Annotated in this window: 10 protein-coding genes and 1 rRNA gene; 3 read left to right on the forward strand and 8 right to left on the reverse strand. The window is 69.4% G+C overall.

Annotated features, from left to right (window positions below; translation table 11 throughout):
- Window positions 1-112 (reverse strand): 16S ribosomal RNA (locus GT755_RS20015); the annotation flags it as partial.
- Between the two features lie 429 nt (window positions 113-541).
- Here GT755_RS20015 and GT755_RS20020 point away from each other — a divergent pair.
- Complete coding sequence (locus GT755_RS20020; RefSeq protein WP_161481228.1) at window positions 542-1,591, forward strand: AI-2E family transporter; 1,050 nt, start codon at window positions 542-544, stop codon at window positions 1,589-1,591.
- A 246-nt stretch (window positions 1,592-1,837) separates the two neighbouring features.
- Here the strand turns inward: GT755_RS20020 and GT755_RS20030 are convergent, their stop codons facing one another.
- From GT755_RS20030 to GT755_RS20050, 5 genes are all read right to left on the reverse strand, one after another.
- Entirely contained in the window at window positions 1,838-3,262 is a 1,425-nt protein-coding gene (locus tag GT755_RS20030; RefSeq protein ID WP_202610312.1) for a hypothetical protein, read from the reverse strand.
- A 282-nt stretch (window positions 3,263-3,544) separates the two neighbouring features.
- Window positions 3,545-5,092, reverse strand: coding sequence for a cellulose binding domain-containing protein (locus GT755_RS20035; RefSeq protein WP_161481230.1), 1,548 nt, complete (start codon window positions 5,090-5,092; stop codon window positions 3,545-3,547).
- A gap of 11 nt (window positions 5,093-5,103) precedes the next feature.
- A complete protein-coding gene (locus GT755_RS20040) occupies window positions 5,104-6,870 on the reverse strand; it encodes a chitinase (RefSeq protein WP_161481231.1) in 1,767 nt (588 codons plus the stop codon).
- On the reverse strand, window positions 6,871-8,490 hold the full coding sequence (locus GT755_RS20045; protein WP_161481232.1) for a chitinase: 1,620 nt from the start codon (window positions 8,488-8,490) through the stop codon (window positions 6,871-6,873). It lies immediately after the preceding gene.
- 234 nt (window positions 8,491-8,724) lie between these two features.
- Window positions 8,725-9,198 (reverse strand): GbsR/MarR family transcriptional regulator, encoded by a 474-nt coding sequence (locus tag GT755_RS20050; protein WP_161481233.1) that lies wholly within the window; start codon window positions 9,196-9,198, stop codon window positions 8,725-8,727.
- 83 nt (window positions 9,199-9,281) lie between these two features.
- On the opposite strand from GT755_RS20050, the gene GT755_RS20055 reads away from it, so the two are divergent.
- Window positions 9,282-10,163: an ABC transporter ATP-binding protein gene (locus GT755_RS20055; protein ID WP_161481234.1), complete on the forward strand. Its 882-nt coding sequence runs from the start codon at window positions 9,282-9,284 to the stop codon at window positions 10,161-10,163.
- Window positions 10,160-11,719: an ABC transporter permease gene (locus GT755_RS20060; protein WP_161481235.1), complete on the forward strand. Its 1,560-nt coding sequence runs from the start codon at window positions 10,160-10,162 to the stop codon at window positions 11,717-11,719. The genes GT755_RS20055 and GT755_RS20060 overlap by 4 nt, the downstream gene beginning before the upstream one ends.
- A 72-nt stretch (window positions 11,720-11,791) precedes the next feature.
- On the opposite strand, the gene GT755_RS20065 is transcribed toward GT755_RS20060, so the two are convergent.
- Window positions 11,792-12,871, reverse strand: coding sequence for a YeiH family protein (locus GT755_RS20065; RefSeq protein ID WP_161481236.1), 1,080 nt, complete (start codon window positions 12,869-12,871; stop codon window positions 11,792-11,794).
- Window positions 12,868-12,996: a hypothetical protein gene (locus tag GT755_RS40650; protein ID WP_268903404.1), complete on the reverse strand. Its 129-nt coding sequence runs from the start codon at window positions 12,994-12,996 to the stop codon at window positions 12,868-12,870. The genes GT755_RS20065 and GT755_RS40650 overlap by 4 nt, the downstream gene beginning before the upstream one ends.
- Window positions 12,997-13,002: the final 6 nt, after the last annotated feature.

A 13,002-nucleotide genomic window follows, 5' to 3' on the forward strand; every position in this document is an offset into this window, starting at 1 on the left:
TGTTACTCACCCGTTCGCCGCTCGAGTACCCCGAAGGGCCTTTCCGCTCGACTTGCATGTGTTAAGCACGCCGCCAGCGTTCGTCCTGAGCCAGGATCAAACTCTCCAAACAATGTCTGCAGAATTTCTCCTGGCCAACATTCACATGAATGTCAACCAAAGGAATCCGTCATCAAATGACGGGGTTGTGCATCATGCACTGGCTTTTAGCACACTGTTGAGTTCTCAAGAAACGGACTTGCTTTTGTTTTTTCTTTTGTCTTGCTGTTGTGCCTTTATCTTTTCAGCGTTTCCCGCTAGTGTCAAACTCGGCACTTTCTTGCGGTTCCTGCTGAAGAGCAACCCCTCCAACTTAGCCAGGTTCCAGGCGATGTCAAATCGACCGGATTTCCGGATCTTGTTGAGTGGAGTTTGCCGAACCAGGTCGACGAGTTAAAGATTAACAGCTCACCGGAGTGCTTCCGCACGGCCACGAGGTCATGGCTCGGTCAGTTGATCGCCAACAGTGGATCTCCGCCGGTCAGCGGGGTAGGAACCGCTCATGATCGAGCTGCCGCGCGCACTGGTCGTCCTGCTGACCGCGGCGGCGGCGGTCGTGACACTGGCCGGAATCCAGGCCGTGGGTTCGATTGCCGGTCCGGTGATGCTGGCGCTGGTGCTCGTCGTGGCGGTGGCGCCCATCCGGGGTCTGCTGGAGAGGAAGGGCGCGCCGACCTGGCTTCAGGTGGCGGTTCCCTTTCTCGTCGTGCTGCTGGTGCTCGCCGGGATGCTGGCGATCGTCGCGGTGGCGGCGACGCAGCTGGCGACGATCGCGCCCACGTACACCGACAAGTTCGCCGCGCTGGCGGCGGAGGCGCGGGCCTTCGCGGCCGGGATCGGGTTGGGGGCCGACCAGATCGACAAGGCGATCGACTCCTTTGATCCCAGCCGGTTGCTGCCGGTCGCGCAGGGGTTGCTCGCGGGGGCGCTGGGGGCCGGGTCGGCGCTGTTCCTGATCGTGGTGTTGTCGCTGACGATGAACCTCGACGCGCCGGCGTTCACCCGGATCCTGCGGGTCGCCAAGGTCGAGCGGCCCGAGCTGCACGGGGCGCTGACCACCTTCGCGTCGCGGATCCGGCGCTATCTGCTGGTCTCCACCGTGTTCGGGATCATCTGCGCGGTGCTCGACGTGATCGCGCTGATCGTCCTCAGCGTGCCGCTGCCACTGCTCTGGGGCATCCTCGCGCTGATCACGAACTATGTGCCGAACATCGGCTTCATCCTCGGGCTGCTGCCGCCGGCGCTGCTCGCGCTGCTGGACGGGGGGTTCTCGACGATGTTGCTGGTGATCCTCGCCTACATCGTGATCAACGTGGTGGTGCAGTCGTTCGTGCAGCCGAAGTTCCTCGGCGACGCCGTCGGGTTGTCGACCACGATGACGATGGTGTCGCTGATCGTGTGGGCCTTCGTGATCGGGCCGCTGGGGGCGCTGCTGGCGATTCCGCTCTCGCTGCTGGTGCGGGCGCTGGTCATCGACAGCGATCCTGCTGCCCGGTTCGCCCGAGCGCTGGTTTCGGGAGAAGCGCCTCCGCAGGGGCGTACCCCGGCATAGGGTCACGGCGTGCGCAGATGGGACATCGATGAGCGGCAGACCGGGATCGCCGACGGCACGGCGATGGATCCGCAGGTCCAGACCCTCCTGGCGTCGATGCGCCGCGACGGCTGGGTGACCGAGGAGCCGGAGGTCCACCTGCTGCCGCACCTGAGGAAGGCGTGCGGCGACCGGTGGCGGATCGTGCGTGACCGGCTCCTCGACGACGGGGTGTACGAGCTGACGCTGACGCTCGAAGAGGAGCTGTCAGGTGTCGCGCTGCACCGCGCCGCTGTCGGACTTCTCACGGCCGTCGCCGAGCCGGTCTTCTTCGTCCGGCAGAGCGAGCCCCGGGTCTTCGACTGCGTCACGGGGGTGCTCGACGGCGACCCGCCCGGGTTCAAGAGTCACGGGCACCTGGTCCGCCTGATCGTCGAATGACCGGCGGGCCCACGGCATCGCGGCGATGAGCAGCGGGAACAGGACGATCGAGCTGATCGCCCACGGCGCGTGCAGGGCGCCCCAGTCCTGGCCGCGGAACTGGGTCAGCACCAGATAGCCGGTCGCGGCCCACAACGAGCTGCCGATGATCGCCGGCCAGGCCCACTTGGTGGGGCGGGCGACCAGGAACGGCATGAACCAGAGCAGATACTGCGCGCCCAGGCGCGGCGTCACGACCATGAAGCCCAGCAGGATCGCGATCGACACGTCGATCGGGTCGGCCTTGCGCCACCACCACAGGCAGAACGCGGCCACGGCGTAGATCATGTACTGGCCGACGACGAGCTTCCACGGCGTGAGGTCCCAGTTGCCGCCGTTGATCACGGCGGTCCAGCCCCAGTCGCCGGTGATCGGCCGCACGTCGCTCGGCCGCAGGCTGATCTCCTTGAGCACGTCGACGAGCTGGTCCCAGCGCACCCAGCCGCCGAGCGGCATGGTCAGCAGCACGAGGATCGGCGGCACGGCCACCGCCAGCCCCGACACGATCCGCGCCCGCACCCCCGGCAGGAACATCAACATGCCCGGCACCAGGATCACGGGCCAGCTCTTGGCGCACAGCGCCAGCCCCATGAGCAGACCGGCGTAGACGGCGCGGCGGGTCACCCCTGCGGCGTCGCGCGTGAGGAGGCTGCGCACCATCCGGTCGGGCCGGTCGAGCAGCGGCTCGCTCCCCCGGAACTCCCCCGGCCCCCGCGCCACCACGTAGGCGGCCACGGCGAAGACCAGCGAAACCGGTTCGACCTGCCCGTGGACCGACGCGACCAGGACCGCGAGGGGGTTGCAGGCGTACTGGAAGGCGCGGAGCCGCTGCTGCCCGCCGCCCGCCAGCCTGCCGACGAGCGGGATCAGCGCCAGGTCGGCGACGACGGTGACGAGCCGTCCGGCGATCTCCCACGGGATGCCCAGCCACATCAGCGACCCGTAGACATAGGGGATCGCGGGCAGGAAGTGCCATCCGCTGTTGACCGGGTTGCGCCCTTCGAGGATCGCCTCACCGGCCGGGCGGAAGCTGTTCACGAAGTCGATCGGCTGCCACGAGTCGGCGGCGGAGAATGCCATGATCAGCACCCGGACCACGACGCCGACGCCGAGGATCGCCAGGAGTGAGGGTTGCCACCCCCTCCGCTGGGCGAGGACCGCGAGCACGACACCGGTGACGAGAAGGATTCCCGTGGGGATTGCGTAGTCCATGACGCGCCAACCTTAGCCATTCCCCGTGACATAGGAGGGCCCCGCGACAGACTGGCGATCCCGCCGTCGTCTCGTCCCGCGCCGCACTCCGGGCCAGATCCGGCTTCCGTTACGGCTCCGCCCACCCCGGCCCCGCCCGCCGCTCCCGGCCCACGCCGCGTCCGGCGCCGGCCCCCGCTCCCGCCTCGCCCCGTGACGACATGAGAGATGACATGAAGAAGGCGGTGCCGCACCCCGGCGTCCCGGCATGGGTACGGCACCGCCTTCAGCCTCCGAGGCGGCTCAGAAGCCCGCGGTGATTCTGGTGAAGTCCCAGTTCGACTGACTGATGCCGGAGCAGTTCGACACCACGCCGCCACCCGGGCAGGGGCGGTCGCGGTTGACCGACCAGGTCGCGAAGCGGGTCAGGCCGCGCTGGACGGCGTAGTCGCGGATCGCCGTCCAGGCCGCGGGGGTGGTGGTCTCCAGCTGGTCGGAGAGGCCGACCATGCCCGAGATGCCCATCTTCGCGTAGGCCTGTGCGTCGGTGTAGCCGTACGCCGATTTCAGCACGTTCTTCAGGCCCTCGGACGCGTTGATCGTGTCCTGCTGGATGTTCGAGCTGCCGAAGTCGAACGTCATGATCGTGAAGTTGTCGATCGGCACCGCCAGGGCCCTCGCCTGGTTGATCAGGCGCACGCCGTGGGAGGTCGGGCCGCTCGTGGACGTCCCGAAGGTGACCGCGATCTTGATGTTCGGGTTGTTCTGCTTGACGATCTTGAGGCCGTTCAGGATGCGGTCCTGGACGGTGTAGTTCTCGAACTCGTCGGTGTTCTCGATGTCGAAGTCGACCACGGCCGGCCCGGTGGCGTTGATCACCGTCTGGACGGCCTGCGCGTAGGCCTGCGGCGTCGAGCAGTTCGGCCCGAGCTTGTTGCCCGACCAGCCGCCGAACGAGACCTGGATCGACCCGCCGGCCGCCTTGATCGCGTTGATGGCGTTGATGTCGGCCGCGTTGTTGAGCGGGCGGTTGCCGTCCCAGGCCGGGTTGCAGCCGCCGGACGACAGGATGAAGGCCATGGTGAACGACTTCACCCCGGTCGCCGCCATCACCGAGGCGGGCGCGGGCGGGTCGCCCCAGCCCATGTAGAGGTAGGGCGCGCCGGGCATGCGCGGGCCGCCGGTCGGGCAGCCCGTCGTGGAGCCGGTGACCGAGCCGGACGAGGACGATTCACCCACGTTGTTGTACGCCCTCACGACATAGGTCTTGGAGGTGCACGCCGCGATCCCGGAGATGGTCGCCGAGGTGCCGGTGACCTGCGCGCGCTGGGTCGAGCCCTCGTACACGCGATAGCCCACGACCGTGCCCGAGGACGCGCCCCACGAGAGCGAGATCGACGAGCCGGTCGTACCGGTCACCGTCGGGGTGCCGGGGGTGCCCGGGGTGCCGGGCGGGTTGGTCGGGCCGCCGGCGCAGGGCGCGCCGTTCAGGGTGCAGTTGGCGGGCGCGGCCGAGCCGGGTGAGGCGATGAAGCCGAAGCTGGCGGTGCCGCCGGGCGGGATGGAGCCGTTCCAGCCGACGTTGCTGAGGGTGAAGCGCTGGCCGCTGCGGGAGAGCACTGCGTCCCACTGGGAGCTGACGTTGCCGCCCGAGGGCAGGTCGAAGGCGACCGACCAGCCGTTGATGGTCGAGGTGGTGCCGTTGGTGATGACGTACTTGCCCTCGAAGCCGGACCCCCATTCGGAGGTCTTGGTGAAGACGGCGGTGGCGGGGGCGGCGTGGGCGGGGGTGGCGACGAGGACACCCGCGAAGGCGATGGAGGCCGCGAGGAGCACGCGTAAGCGTTTCATCGGAACAGGTCCTATCCGAGCGCGTTGAGGTAGGAGCGGTGGCTGCGGGAGAACTCGAAGTTGTTGAACCGGTCCCAGTTGATCGACCAGGTCATCAGACCCCGGAGGTTCGGGTAGACGCCGCGCGGCCGGTAGGGGCCGCAGTTGACGCCCTTGGCCAGGCAGTCGAACGCCTTCTGCACCTCGGCCACGGTGGTGAAGCCGTTGCCGGCCTGCGGTGAGGACGGCAGGCCGATGGCGACCTGGTCTTGCCGCAGCGCGGGGAAGACGTTGTTCGTGTTGCCCTGGATCGGGAACCCGGCGAGCAGCATGTCGGTCATCGCGACGTGGAAGTCGTGGCCGCCCATCGTGTGGTACTGGTTGTCCAGGCCCATGATCGGCCCGGAGTTGTAGTCCTGCACGTGGAGCAGGGTCAGGTCGTTCCGCATCGCGTGGATGACCGGGAGGTAGGCGGCCGCGCGCGGGTCGGCGCCGCCCCACTGGCCCGAGCCGTAGAACTGGTAGCCGAGCTGGACGAAGAACGTCTCCGGAGCCATGGTCAGGATGAAACGGCTCCCGTAACGGGCCTTCAGCGAGCGCAGCGCCGCGATCAGGTTGACGATCACGGGGGTGGTCGGGTTGCGGAAGTCGGTGTCACCGGCGTTCAGCGACAGGCTGTGGCCCTCGAAGTCGATGTCGAGACCGTCGAGGCCGTACTTGTCGATGATGGCGCCGACCGACTGGACGAACTTGTCGCGCGCGGCCGTGGTCGTGAGCTGCACCTGGCCGTTCTGGCCGCCGATCGAGATCAGCACCTTCTTGCCGGCCTGCTGCTTGGCTCGGATGGCGGCGATGAACTGCGCCTCGGTCTCCACGTTGGGGCACTCGGCGACCGGGCACTGGGTGAAGCGGATGTCGCCCGAGGTGACCGAGGTCGGCTCGCCGAACGACAGGTTGATGACGTCCCACTCGTTCGGCACGTCGGCCATCCGCGTGTAGCCGGAGCCGTTGGCGAACGAGGCGTGCAGGTAGCCGACCATGACCCGCTTGGGCAGGCCCGTGGGCGGCGGCGGCACGCTGCCGACGACGGCGGTGACCGTGTTCGACTTCGCCGACTCACCGGCGGCGTTGACCGCGCTGACCTGGTAGCCGTAGGTCCCGGCGGCGGGCCGGTCGGTGTATGTCGTGCCGGTCGGTGAGGAGATGAGCGCACCACCGCGGTAGACGCGGTATCCCGTGGCGCCGGAGACGGCGGGCCACGACAGGTTCACGTCGGTGGTGGTCTGGCTGAGCGACAGGACCGGCGCCGCCGGGGGCTGCGGTCCCGGCGGGTTGCCGCCGGGACCGTCGAGCACGACGTCGTCGGCGTAGTAGGTGCCCTGGCCGTACCAGCCGTTCAGGTAGATCGTCACGGAGGTCTGGGAGGCGCCGGTGGTGAAGGTCCGGGTGAGCTGGGCCCAGGTCGCCCCGGGCGCGGCCCAGGTCTCGGAGAACCCGATCGCGCCGAGGAAGACGTAGGGGCCGCGCACCCACGCCGAGAGCGTGTAGGCGGTGTTCGGCTGGACGGTCACGGTCTGGGAGCACCGGGCGAAGTCGCTGCCCGCCGGGGTGGCGGCCAGGGCCCCGGAGCCCGAACGGACGGGGGTGGTGACGGCCTGGGCGCCCGAGGAGCAGGTCCAGCCGGTCAGGCCCGACTCGAAGCCGGGGTTGGTGGCGATGTTGGCGGCCTGGGCGGGCGACGCCACGAAGGCGCCGCCCAGCACGAGGGCCGCGGCTGCTATGAGGCTGCGGATCTTCATCTACGGCAGGGTGTTCAGGTGGGGGCGGACGGTGCGGGAGAAGTTCCAGTTGTTGCTGGCGTCCCAGTTGATCGACCAGGTCATCGCGCCCCGGATGCCCGGGTAGGCGCGCGGCGGCACGAAGCTGCCGCAGTTGGTCCGGGTCGCCAGGCACGTGAGGGCCTGGTTGACCATCGACGGGGCGACCACGCCGCCGCCGGCCGCGCCGGGACCGGCCGGGAGGCCGAGGGCGACCTGGTCGTCGCGCAGGCCGTTCTCGAGCTGGATGCAGGCGAGGGCGGTCAGGAAGTTGATCGAGCCCTGGCCGTAGGCGAAGGCCTGGTCGCAGCCGAGCATCGAGCCGGAGTTGTAGTACTGCATGTGGACGACCGTCAGGATGTCCTTGATGGCCAGGGCCAGCTTGAAGTACTCCATGCCGGTCGACTGCATGTCGATCGTCTGCGGCGCCATCGTGATGATCAGCGACGAGCCGACGCGGCTGCGGAGCTGGCGCAGCGCCTCGCCCATCCACTGGGCGTTGAGGCCGTTCTCCAGGTCGATGTCGACGCCGTCGAAGCCGTAGTTCTGCATCACCGAGTAGACCGAGTCGGCGAACTGGGCCGCGGCGGCGCTGCTGGCGACCTGCACGCGGCCGGTCTCGCCGCCGACCGAGATGATGACCTTCTTGCCGCGCGCCTTCAGGGCCTGGATGTCGGCCTTGAACTGGGCCTCGGTGTAGCCGCCGACGGCGGTGGCCAGACCCGGGTCGAGGGCGAAGGTGACCTGGCCGGGGGTGCTGGTGGCCTCGGCGAACGCGACGGCGATCAGGTCGTACTCGTTCGGCACCGCCGAGAGCTTCAGCTCGGTGGCGGGGTTGACGAAGTTGTGCCAGTAGCCGGTCAGGAAGTGCTTGGGCAGCGGCCCGATCGGGCAGCCGGTGGTGGAGCCGCTCACGGCGTCGCTGGCGACCGACTCACCCTGCGCGTTGTAGGCCTTGACCGTGTACGTCTTCGCGGTGCACGCCGCCAGTCCCGAGACGGTGGCGCTGGTGCCGGTGACCTGCGCGCGCTGGGTGGCGCCCTCGTACACGCGGTAGCCGGTGACGGTGCCCGACGAGGCGCCCCAGCTCAGCGAGATCGACGAACCGGTGGTGCCGGTGACCGACGGGGTGCCCGGCTTGCCGGGCACGCCCGGCTGCGGCGACGGTGAGGGTGACGGGGAGGGCGAGGGGTTGGTGCCGCCGCCGCAGGACACGCCGTTGATGGTGCAGTTGGCCGGGGTCGCGCCGCCGGGGCTGGCGATGAAGCCGAAGCTCACCGAGCCGCCGACCGGGATGGTGCCGTTCCAGCCGACGTTTCCGAAGGTGAAGCGCTGGCCGTTGCGGGTGAGGGTGGCGTCCCACTGGGAGCTGACCGCGCCGCCGGCGGGCAGGTCGAAGGCGAGCGACCAGCCGTTGACCACGGTGGGGCCGCTGTTGGTGATGACGTACTTGCCCTCGAACGCCGACCCCCACGAGGAGGTCTTGGTGAAGGTCGCGGTCGCGGCGGCGCTGGCCGGGCTCGCGGCGAAGGGGATCACGACGAAGGCGAGCGCGAGCGAGAAGACCGCCGTCAGCGTTCGCCAGACATACCTACGTTGCATGTCACAACCTCGGGTGAGGGGGGTGGGAGGACAGGCTGTGGATGCGTCCGGTGACTTGACGCTGTGAGTGGGAGCTTCTTTTAGTAAAGTTTCCTAAGAGTTGTGGGGATCGTAGCCCGCCGATCCCCCCGTCACAAGGCCCATCCCGTTATCCGGTGAAACATGACGAAACCGCCCCGGAACCCCGAGGCGGTCTATGTCAAAAGGTGTCAGTCCACCCTGTCAGTCACAGGGTCAGTCAAGGCCGTGTTCCACCTTGTACTCCCGCCAGAGGTCGATCAGTTTCGGCAGGGCCTCGTGGATGAACTTGAAGTATTCGTTCATCGTCTGGACCCGGCGGGCGGCCGGGGTGTCCTCACCCAGCGCCAGCGCGACCTCCTCGGCCATGTTGGCCAGCGTGATGAAGAGGTCGTTCTTCAGGGCCGTCGCCTCGTACCAGGGGTTGTCCGGCAGCCGGTAGACGTCGCTGCGGGAGCCGAGTTGCGGCTCCTTCTCCAGCATCGCCACCTGCATCAGGTAACGCACCGCGCCCGACACCGCCGCCGGGCTCACCGCCAGGCGCTCACCGATCTGGCCGGCCGTGAGCGCGTCTTCGTCGGCGGTCATCACCGTCATCAGCACCCGTGCGGCCATGCGCGGGAAACCCCAGCTCGTGAACACCATGGCCATCCGCTCGGTGGCCATCCGCACCTGTTCCTCGTCTCGCATCCACCCTCCCCGCCAAAATATATACGCGTTTCATACGGGTCATAGATTTCACAAGTTTGTGAAATGAGCGTACGGTCCGAACCATGGAAAACGCCATCCTGGTGTCCGGCCTCCACAAAACCTTCGGCCGGACGCACGCGCTCAACGGACTCGACCTCACGGTCAGGACCGGGGAGGTGCACGGTTTTCTGGGCCCGAACGGATCGGGGAAGTCGACCACGATCCGTGTCCTCCTCGGGCTGCTGCGCGCCGACTCCGGGTCGGCCCGCCTGCTGGGCGGCGACCCGTGGAAGGACGCCACCGCGCTCCACCGCCGCCTCGCCTACGTGCCCGGGGACGTCACCCTGTGGCCGAACCTGTCGGGCGGGGAGGTCATCGACCTGCTCGGCCGGCTGCGCGGCGGGCTGAACCCCAAGCGCCGCGCCGAACTGCTGGAGCGCTTCGACCTCGACCCGCGCAAGAAGGGCCGCGCCTACTCCAAGGGCAACCGGCAGAAGGTCGCCCTGGTCGCGGCGCTCGCCTCGGACGTGGAGCTGCTCATCCTCGACGAGCCCACCTCGGGCCTGGACCCCCTGATGGAGGAGGTCTTCCGGGAGTGCGTCGCCGAGGAGAAGACGTCGGGCCGCACGGTCCTGCTGTCGAGCCACATCCTGGCCGAGGTCGAGCAGCTCTGCGACCGGGTGAGCATCATCAGGAACGGCCAGACCGTCGAGAGCGGCACCCTGACCGACCTGCGCCACCTGACCCGCACGTCGATCAGCGCCGACCTGGCCACCCCCCTCACGTCGATCCCCGGCGTGCACGACCTGGTCGTCGACGGCACCCGCGTGCGCTTCGAGGTCGACACCGACCGGCTCGACGAGACGCTCAAGCACCTCACGACGGCGGGGATCCGCAGCCTCACCTCCCAGCCGCCCACTCTCGAAGAGCTCTTCATGCGTCACTACCAGGGGGCGGCACGATGACCGGCGTCCGGCACCTGATCCGCCTGATCCTGCGGCGCGACCGGGTGCTCCTCCCCCTGTGGGTGCTGATTCTGGCCGCCCTCCCGGCCGTGTACGCGGCCAGCTTCGCCGAGCTCACCCCCACCGAGGAGTCGCGCCTGCTCTACGCGCGCACCACGGCGGGCATCCCGTCGATCGAGGCGATGCTGGGCCCGGTCTACGGCCACAGCGTCGAGGCCCTGGCCACCCAGCGGGCCGGGCTGACCCTGCTGATCGTCGCGCTGATCAACGTGCTGGTGGTGATCCGGCACACCCGCGCCGAGGAGGACGCCGGGCGGCGCGAACTGGTCGCCGCGACCGTCGTCGGACGGCACGCCCCGCTCGCCGCCGCGCTGATCGTGGCGGCCTGCGCCGACCTGGTGATCGGCCTGCTGACGGCGGCCTTCCTGGGCTTCTCGGGCGGTTCGCTGCTGCTGGGCATGTCGGTGGCGTCGGCCGGGATCGTGTTCGCCGCCGTCGGCGCGGTGGCCGCGCAGCTCACCGAGAACGCCGGACCGGCACGCGGGCTGGCGCTGGCCGCGCTCGGCGTGGCCTACCTGGTCAGGGCGGCCGGCGACGCGACCGGCTCGGATCTGTCGTGGGCCTCGCCGCTGGCGTGGAGCCAGTACACCAAGGCGTTCGCGGGCGACGACTGGCGGCCCCTGCTGGCCTCACTCGGCCTGACGGCCGTGCTTGCCGTGGCGGCCGGATGGTTGTCGGTCCGCCGCGACGTGGGCGGCGGCCTCCTGCCGACGCGGCTCGGCCCGGCCGGTTCGACCTCGCTGACCGGCCCGTTCGCCCTGGCGTGGCGGCTGCAGCGAGGGCTGCTGATCGGCTGGAGCACCGGCTTCCTGGTCTTCGGACTGGCCTTCGGCGGCGCCACCTCGGGCGCGGCCGAGGCGTTCCGCGATAACGCGGAGCTGGCCGAGCTGTTCGCCCGCCTGGGCGGCGGGGCCTCGCTCACCGACACGTTCATCGCCACCCTGTTCGGCATCGCGGCCATCGCCGCCGCCGCGTACGGGATCCAGGCGGCGTCGCGGATGCGCGCCGAGGAGAGCGCGATGCGGGCCGAACCGGTGCTGGCGACCGCGACCGCGCGGGTGCCGTGGGCGCTCGGTCACGTCGTCTTCGCGGTGATCGGCCCGGTCGTGGCGCTGTTCATGATCGGCGTGGGTCTCGGACTCAGCTTCGGCGCGGACGTCGGCGACATGGGCCAGGTCCCGAGGCTGATCGGCGCGGCGCTGGCGCAGGCTCCGGCGGCGGCCACCCTGACGGGCCTGACGGTCGCCCTGTTCGGCCTGCTGCCCCGGTTGTCGGCGGTGGCGTGGGGGATCCTGGCGATCTGCCTGCTGCTGGGACAGATCGGCGCACTGCTCCAGCTCAGCGAGGCCGTACTCGACCTGTCGCCGTTCACCCACACGCCCCGCCTCCCCGGCGGCGAGGTGACCGCGCTTCCGCTGGTCGTGCTCGCCCTGGTGGCCGTGGCCCTGACGGCGGCGGGCCTGTGGGGCTTCCGCCGCCGCGACGTCGGGGTGTGAAGCTACCGGCAGGGTGACGCCCCGAACAAGGGGCGTCACCCTCAGGCACGTTCCAACCGGTTGTGACCTACATCACACGGTGAAGCCGCTGAAGAGCAGCAGCGCCAGCCCGAGCGCGAGCACCAGGTTGAGCACCGCGGCCGAGGCGAACACGGCGACCGGCCGCCAGCCGGCCTCGCGGAGCGAGCTGACCTTGAACTCCAGGCCGATGCTGACGAAGGCCAGGATCAGGAACCACACCCGCAGGTCGTTGGCGACCGCGATGACCTCCTTGCCCTCGGCGCCGGAGACCGTGCCGAGATACCAGGTGGCGATCACCGAGGCGGCCACGAACCCGAGCACGAACTTCGGGAACCGGGTCCAGAACTCCCCGATTCCCGGCGCCCTGGCGCCCGGGGCCCGCTCGACCCGGAAGGCGAACCACGCGGTCAGCGCGATCACCACGACCCCGATCAGCGCGTTCTGGGTGACCTTGACGATCGAGGCGACCGCGAGGGCGTCCTCGCCGACCAGCGCGCCGGCCGCGGTCACGGCGGCGGTGGTGTCGATGTTGCCGCCGATCCAGGCCCCCGCGACCTCGTCGGTCAGCCCGAACACCGAGGCCAGCCACGGCACCAGGAAGATCGACGGCAGCGCGAACGCGATCACCAGGCTGGCCGTGTAGGCGAGCTGCTCCTTCCGTGCCTGTACGGCCCCCGCCGCCGCGATGGCCGCGCTCACCCCGCAGATCGACACCGCGGCCGACAACAACGCGCGCAGCTTGTCGTCGAGCCCGAGCCGCCCCGCCAGCCACCAGGTGAAGAGGAAAACGCTGGAGATGAGCAGGATGCCCTGGATGATGGCGGGCCCGGCGGCGGTGACGATCACCTTGAGGTTGATGGACGCCCCGAGCAGCACGAGCCCGGTCTTGATGAAGAACTCGGTCCGGAAGCCGCCCTCCAGCCGCTCCCGCCACCCGGTGGCGGTGAGGACCGCGTTGCCGATGAGCCCGAGGACGATGGCGTAGACGGGATATTCGACGGCCTTGGCGACGTCGCCCTCGAACCAGACGGGGACGTTCTTCTCCAGGAACCGGGTGGCCGCGCCGAGCACCAGCACGACGACGACGCCGAGGACGACGTTGGTTCGCACGGACGCCTGGGTCTGGGTCATGGGATCAGCCCCGGCGGTATGACGCCGATGATGACGAGCACGAGCAGGACGAGCCCGATGAGGGTGGCGGCCCAGTCCTCGTTGAACTGGGTCCGGCTCTCCTGCCGAGTGGGGGGTTCGGTCATGATTTC

Origin of the sequence: Herbidospora solisilvae (assembly GCF_009901565.1) — a bacterium.
Classification (GTDB): Bacteria; Actinomycetota; Actinomycetes; order Streptosporangiales; family Streptosporangiaceae; genus Herbidospora; species Herbidospora solisilvae.

Coding starts and splice junctions, on each gene's coding strand:
- GT755_RS20020 (WP_161481228.1), top strand. CDS start 542: ATGATCGAGCTGCCGCGCGCACTGGTCGTCCTGCTGACCGCGGCGGCG.
- GT755_RS20030 (WP_202610312.1), bottom strand. CDS start 3,262: ATGGACTACGCAATCCCCACGGGAATCCTTCTCGTCACCGGTGTCGTG.
- GT755_RS20035 (WP_161481230.1), bottom strand. CDS start 5,092: ATGAAACGCTTACGCGTGCTCCTCGCGGCCTCCATCGCCTTCGCGGGT.
- GT755_RS20040 (WP_161481231.1), bottom strand. CDS start 6,870: ATGAAGATCCGCAGCCTCATAGCAGCCGCGGCCCTCGTGCTGGGCGGC.
- GT755_RS20045 (WP_161481232.1), bottom strand. CDS start 8,490: ATGCAACGTAGGTATGTCTGGCGAACGCTGACGGCGGTCTTCTCGCTC.
- GT755_RS20050 (WP_161481233.1), bottom strand. CDS start 9,198: ATGCGAGACGAGGAACAGGTGCGGATGGCCACCGAGCGGATGGCCATG.
- GT755_RS20055 (WP_161481234.1), top strand. CDS start 9,282: ATGGAAAACGCCATCCTGGTGTCCGGCCTCCACAAAACCTTCGGCCGG.
- GT755_RS20060 (WP_161481235.1), top strand. CDS start 10,160: ATGACCGGCGTCCGGCACCTGATCCGCCTGATCCTGCGGCGCGACCGG.
- GT755_RS20065 (WP_161481236.1), bottom strand. CDS start 12,871: ATGACCCAGACCCAGGCGTCCGTGCGAACCAACGTCGTCCTCGGCGTC.
- GT755_RS40650 (WP_268903404.1), bottom strand. CDS start 12,996: ATGACCGAACCCCCCACTCGGCAGGAGAGCCGGACCCAGTTCAACGAG.